Below are 6,000 nucleotides of genomic sequence, written 5' to 3'. Positions count from 1 at the left end.
CACTAAAGAATTGGCAAAATGAAATATTGAATAGCTTTCGATATAACTATTCAAACGGGTTTTTAGAGGGCATAAACAACTTAACGAAAGTGATGAAACGAAACGCATTTGGCTTTAGAAGCTTTCTTCGTTTTCGAGCAAAGATTTTACTGACACATAAGTATAAAAGAATGGGCACGCATATTGGATAAGGGTGAAGCAAAACTCACTTCACCCCAACAATTGACGTTGAACCGTTTTTTTTATTCTCCCTTTATTTAATGAAATGATTATGCGATTTTCTTATACCATGTTAAACGACTATGTAAGAGCTTAGATTTGCATTTCCCGATAATCATTCATACTATTGAGATATAACGAGTACGTGGAGTGAGCTTGATGAAAGAAGATAAAGTTGTCCTCATAACAGGCGGATCAAAGGGAATCGGAAGGAAGACGGTGGAGGAATTCTCTAAACAAGGATACACGGTCATCCTGAACTATAGAAGCGATGATACTTTGGTTGAGAAATTGGTTTCTGAACTAACCCAAACCCACTCCAATTCCATCATCCCGATCAAGGGGGATATTTCCGTACCGGAAGAATGTGAACGGATGGCATCTCAAATCTGGAGTAAGGTGGAGAGTGTCGACATCCTGATTCACAATGCCGGACCCTATGTGAAAGAGAGAAAGTCATTTGCCGATTATTCCCCTGAGGAATGGAATTATATTGTGAATGGGAATTTAAATAGCGTATTTTACTTATCAAGATTAATGATTCCAAAGATGCGCGAAAAACAATGGGGAAGAATCATCACCTTTGGATATGATAGGGTTGAATCAGCGCCGGGCTGGATTTACCGTTCTGCATTCGCTGCAGCTAAAGCAGGTCTCGCTTCCTTTACAAAAACGATTTCAATTGAAGAAGCACAGAACGGCATAACCGCAAATATGGTCTGCCCGGGTGACATAGTAGGGGATTGGAAGGAAAGTGACATCAGTCATGCGAAAGAACAACATGATCCACATACCCCCATTGGCCGCCCTGGAACGGGAGAAGATTTGGCGAGGATCATTTCATTCCTATGTCAGGAAGAATCTGATTTCATTACCGGTTCCATCATTCCCGTTACGGGTGGTAAGGATGTCCTTGGAAAGGTATTTCATCAATAAAGAGCAACGGCAGTGATAGAGTCCGTTGCTCTTTGGTCACGATTTTCTTATTCCCTTTTAATGACTATATTGTTTTTTGTACTTCTTTTGTATTAATAAAAGCCTGCCTGATAATGTTATGGCGCCTGCCGTTAAGCCTGATGTAAGCCCAAGCCAGTAGCCGTAAGGCCCGAAATGGGTGTAGTTGGCCAGGAAATATCCCAATGGAAGGCCGATCACCCAATACGATACAAGCGCCATGATAAAGGTGATATTCACATCCTTATATCCTCTGAGCGCACCTTGGACAGGGGCTTGTATCGCGTCTGAAAGCTGAAAGAATACGGCATATAATAAGAAGTGAGCCGTTAACTCTAATACATACGCATCATCCGAGTAAAGATAGGCGATTTCAGAACGGAAGACGAGCAATATGACTCCATATATGACAGCCAACAGCAATCCAAAGCTGACGCCCATCCAGCTGTAAACCTTGGCATCCCGAAGCCTCTTTGCCCCGACCTCAAAGCCTATAACGATGGTCAAGGCCATGGAAATGCTCAGCGGGATCATGTAGAGGAATGATGCAAAATTGATTGCTGCCTGGTGAGCCGCGATGACCACCGTATCATACTTACTCATCAGCAACGTAACGGCTGAAAATATGCTAACTTCGAAGAAAATCGATAAACCGATCGGTACACCGATCACAAAAATTTCTTTCCATTTAGCAAGGTCAGGCTTATGGATGGTCCGGAAGATATAATATTGACTAAAAGGACCTTTCGTATGGACGACCCAGAAGGCGATGAGTGTAATCAGCCAATAGGTGATGGCAGACGCAACACCTGCACCTACTCCTCCAAGCGCCGGAAGCCCCAACTTACCGAAAATAAGAAGATAATTGAACACGACATTGATCGGCAGGGACATGAGAGTGATGAACATGGTCACCCTCGTCATCCCCAGTGCGTCGATGAATGATCTTAATACATTATAGATAAAGAGGGGAATCATTCCGAACGAGAGGGCAATGAGATACTCCTTCGCCACAATACGGACTTCCGGTTCTATATTCATCCCGTTTAATATCGGATTGAGAACGAGTCCTCCAGCCACCATGATGATAAGGGATAAAGCGATGGCAGCATATACACCTTGAAGCACAGTATGGGGGACTTCTTTCTTGTTGCCGCGTCCATTCAATTGGGCGACGATGGGCGTCACGGCCAAAAGGATCCCGCTTAATCCTGTAAAGACCGGTACCCAAAGGGAAGAGCCGATGGCGACACCTGCAAGATCAATGGGAGAATACTTCCCTGACATGATCGTGTCGAAGAAGTTCATGGCAAACATCCCAAGCTGCGTGACAAGGATGGGAATGAGTATGATGGATAGTTGTTTGATCTTACCTTTAAGTGTATGAGTTTCTCTCATTGGACGTACTCCTCCTGAATGCCTTCAGATACAGCATGGTGATTTCACTATCATACTGTACCATATTTTCATGGGGATAGAGAGTGAAATATGCTCATCAAACGAGGACTCAATATGCATGTAGGGAGATGACCTTATGGGAGGGAAAGAATGACAAAACAATGGCAGCACTGGATTTGGATCATGTTTAAAAACATAAATTCTCTGCTTATAAAGGCTCGCTCTACGGACTCGCCTCCCACCGCATGCCTGAAGCGTTTCTTCGTCCTTCAAATGTCAGCAGGGACATTGAACACCTTTTCTACACAGGTGGAACGACACACCCAGGGGGAGGATCCCCGATGGTGACGATAAGTGGAAGAAATGTAGCCAATTATATCTTGAATAGGGATAGGGGCTATACATCCAGGTAATCCTCATGAATCCCAAGAGTTCTTGAATAAGGTTCATTTTTCTTTTTGTCAAATTTTCGTGGTTCTATCCCGCCTGTATTTTTGGTAAAGTGTATAATGGTTAGAGAGAAGGAAATTAGAATTTGAGTTAGGAGTTTATACATATGAAGAAACGTATTTTATTTACGGGCGGAGGATCAGCGGGCCACGTCACGGTTAATACAGCACTGATTCCACACTTTGAAAAAGAAGGGTGGGACATAACGTATATAGGTTCGGAAGATGGAATCGAAAAGGAAATCATTACGGAACAATTTCCACATATCCCGTACAAAAGCATTTCCAGCGGGAAGCTTAGAAGATATTTTTCCTGGAAAAACTTTTCGGATCCGTTTCGAGTCATGAAGGGAGTAGTTGACGCACTATCCGTCATCAGGAAGACGAAACCGGACATCATCTTTTCCAAAGGGGGATTTGTTTCCGTCCCCGTCGTGATGGCTGCTAAGTTGGCCAAAGTTCCTGTGGCAATCCATGAGTCCGATGTCACTCCGGGACTCGCCAATAAACTGGCCGTCCCATTCGCAACAAAAATATTTACGACTTTCCCGGAAACGGTCCAATCACTTCCGAGTGATAAATCATTATGCGCAGGAGCCATCATCCGTGAAGAATTATTTACGGGTGACGCCCGCGAAGGAAAGCGGTTAACGGGTTATTATGAGGATAAGCCTGTTTTGATGATCATGGGAGGAAGTCTTGGAGCAAGAAAGATTAACGAAGCGGTAAGAGGGAATCTGGAGGAACTGCTTTCCACTTTTCAAATCATTCATATTTGCGGAAAAGGAAATGTGGATGAAAGCCTTGTTCAAAAAGGGTATCGCCAATACGAATTCATCAAGGGTGAACTGCCTCATTACCTTGCGATGACGGATTTCGTGATTTCCCGCGCCGGTTCGAATTCCATCTTTGAATTTCTGGCCTTAAAGAAACCGATGTTATTGATTCCCCTATCAAGGGAAGCAAGCCGAGGAGATCAAATCCTCAATGCCAACAGCTTCGTGAAACACGGTTATGCGATAAAGCTGGAAGAAGAAGGGCTGAACGAAAAGAGCTTCTTGGCGGGTGTCAACGAGCTTAAGAGAAATCGTGACACAATGGTCCGTAATATGGAAAAAGGTGAAAAAGCCTACACCATCCAGGACATGTATGAGGTACTTTCCTCCATGTCCCGTTAAAGAGTCATGGGACTCCCCTTCAAGCATATAGTATACAAATGGTTGGAGGGGAGAAGTGGAATGGCGTATCAATACTCAAAAGGATGGTATCTCCAAGAACTTAAAAAGATGGGAATCAATCATCACCCTTTAGAAAAAAGGAAATTGGAGAATTATAAAACATTTGTCGTCCGAAATTTGTATTTCGAGAAAATAGCTAAACAGAAATAAGAATAGGAGCTTGAGTGTATAGATGCTGATCTAAGAATTGAGGATAAGGCATCAATACCATTCAAGCTCCGCTTCTTTTAGCGGATTTTTGGTGGGAGTTTGATTATTTCATTGGATTTTCATTTAATTTTCATGTTAGAGGGTTATAGTAAACATATAATTCTTAATGATAATAGGAGAAACTAAATGGAACCCAAATCGAAAGTCGGTCACCCAACATTTTTATCAAAATTCATCCCAAATCCAAAGGAACGGAAAAATATCATCTTCTATTTGGCATTAAGCAGCTGTTTAGCAGCGGCAGGAATTCTCCTCATTACGGCTAACCAGGAAGTGCTCATGGGGATGGATGAGGAATCTTACAAGGAATTTCTCAAACAATTCGGGTCCATAGCAAGAATAATTTATTTTGTCGTCCTCAGTATCTTTCCGATTTTCTTGTTATTGAAATGGAAAGGGTTGAAAGGGATAAAGTGGAAGGATATTGAAATAAAACCTCTTGTGCAATTTGCAGGAAAGCTGTTGAGGAAATGGCACGTTCCCTTAGCGCTATTGGCAACGGCAGGTGTGGTGTTACACGCAATTCTGGCAATCATCAGAGATTTCCATTGGGACTTCACAAATATAACGGGGATATTCTCGAGTATCACGCTCTTCTTCCTAGTAATCATGGGATTTAAGCGCTTCAAAAGGAAGGACCGGACATGGCATCTGAAACTAGCCATCACCTTTACCATATTTTTCATGATCCATGCCTCCTTTTAATGTGATTAAACAAAAAGGTTATCACAATAGGTAAATACCTTTGTGATAACCTTTTTCTTTGTTTACGCTTCAAGGGCCTGCTCTTCTTCCGGGGATTGCTGAAGCTGATATAAATAGAGTGTGTACAGATCTTTCGGGATTTCATACAGATCATACACTTCTTCTTGCGCATTTAATTGATCATAAAGAGATTTCCTTGAATCATTAGCCTTTACAACATAAGGCAGTTTTTCTGCGGCCTTTTGTGAACGGGTATTCACCTTTCTGATTCTCATAAAGATGGTTTCCATGCCCAGTTCAAAAAATAACTCGGAAAAGAATGCATCCTTCGCCGGCTGGTTATAACCTTTGCCGTGGAACGGCTTACCGAGCCATGTTCCAAGGAATCCTGCATTTTCCTGGATATCAAATAAATTGATCGTGCCGATAGGGTTGCCCCACTCGTCCAAAATCGTCCGGGAAATAAGTTCTCCCCGTTCTTCTGCTTCAATGGTTTGTTTCGTCAGGAAAAGAAGTTCCTCATAGGAATCCGCCTTTTGACGCACAAAAGGGAAGACATCCGGGTGCACCATCAGGTCATAAAGTTCATGACACTCATGTAATTCACGTTTCTTGATCATAGTAGACCCTCCTTGAGGGCAGTCTACTCGCGTACGATCCCACCCTCGAAATTTTTAAATGGTAACTAAAAAATTTCGGGGTGGGAATCGAACCCACTAAGACCAGTCAAGAAACTGGTGGCGCACCTTTTGCCTTCCCTTCATTACAGTCGCTCACTATATGAATAGATCGCATCTTTGTAACCGGAAATATATTATCCATCTGTA

Annotated in this window: 7 protein-coding genes and 1 pseudogene; 6 read left to right on the top strand and 2 right to left on the bottom strand. The window is 42.7% G+C overall.

The genetic code is table 11. The features are described from left to right. Together AM506_RS22310 and AM506_RS19660 are read left to right on the top strand one after the other, a co-directional pair. A partial coding sequence (locus tag AM506_RS22310; RefSeq protein WP_160316900.1) for a transposase occupies positions 1 to 191 on the top strand: 191 nt, incomplete at its 5' end. A gap of 187 nt (positions 192 to 378) precedes the next feature. Next, positions 379 to 1,155, top strand: a complete 777-nt coding sequence (locus tag AM506_RS19660) for an SDR family oxidoreductase (RefSeq protein WP_060674555.1) — start codon at positions 379 to 381, stop codon at positions 1,153 to 1,155. Between the two features lie 57 nt (positions 1,156 to 1,212). Here the strand turns inward: AM506_RS19660 and AM506_RS19655 are convergent, their stop codons facing one another. After that, positions 1,213 to 2,571, bottom strand: a complete 1,359-nt coding sequence (locus AM506_RS19655) for an MATE family efflux transporter (RefSeq protein WP_060674553.1) — start codon at positions 2,569 to 2,571, stop codon at positions 1,213 to 1,215. A 200-nt stretch (positions 2,572 to 2,771) separates the two neighbouring features. Here AM506_RS19655 and AM506_RS22860 point away from each other — a divergent pair. The 4 genes and pseudogenes from AM506_RS22860 to AM506_RS19640 form a co-directional block, all read left to right on the top strand. Further along, a pseudogene (locus AM506_RS22860) lies at positions 2,772 to 2,984 on the top strand (phytoene desaturase family protein); the annotation flags it as partial. A gap of 143 nt (positions 2,985 to 3,127) precedes the next feature. After that, positions 3,128 to 4,198 carry an undecaprenyldiphospho-muramoylpentapeptide beta-N-acetylglucosaminyltransferase gene (locus AM506_RS19645; protein WP_060674549.1) on the top strand — a complete coding sequence of 357 codons (1,071 nt, stop codon included), beginning with the start codon at positions 3,128 to 3,130 and terminating at the stop codon, positions 4,196 to 4,198. A gap of 6 nt (positions 4,199 to 4,204) precedes the next feature. Next, positions 4,205 to 4,408: a YflJ family protein gene (locus AM506_RS22305; protein ID WP_327205557.1), complete on the top strand. Its 204-nt coding sequence runs from the start codon at positions 4,205 to 4,207 to the stop codon at positions 4,406 to 4,408. A gap of 186 nt (positions 4,409 to 4,594) precedes the next feature. Continuing rightward, positions 4,595 to 5,173, top strand: coding sequence for a hypothetical protein (locus AM506_RS19640; RefSeq protein ID WP_060674547.1), 579 nt, complete (start codon positions 4,595 to 4,597; stop codon positions 5,171 to 5,173). A 62-nt stretch (positions 5,174 to 5,235) separates the two neighbouring features. On the opposite strand, the gene AM506_RS19635 is transcribed toward AM506_RS19640, so the two are convergent. Continuing rightward, the gene (locus tag AM506_RS19635; RefSeq protein ID WP_060674545.1) at positions 5,236 to 5,793 is read right to left on the bottom strand and encodes a GNAT family N-acetyltransferase; all 558 of its coding nucleotides are present in this window, start codon (positions 5,791 to 5,793) and stop codon (positions 5,236 to 5,238) included. Positions 5,794 to 6,000 lie beyond the last annotated feature (207 nt).

Origin of the sequence: Rossellomorea vietnamensis, assembly GCF_001305855.1 — a bacterium.
GTDB lineage: Bacteria > Bacillota > Bacilli > Bacillales > Bacillaceae_B > Rossellomorea > Rossellomorea vietnamensis_A.
Note: the sequence above shows the minus strand (reverse complement) of the source record. Positions and strands in the feature narration are given on the sequence as shown.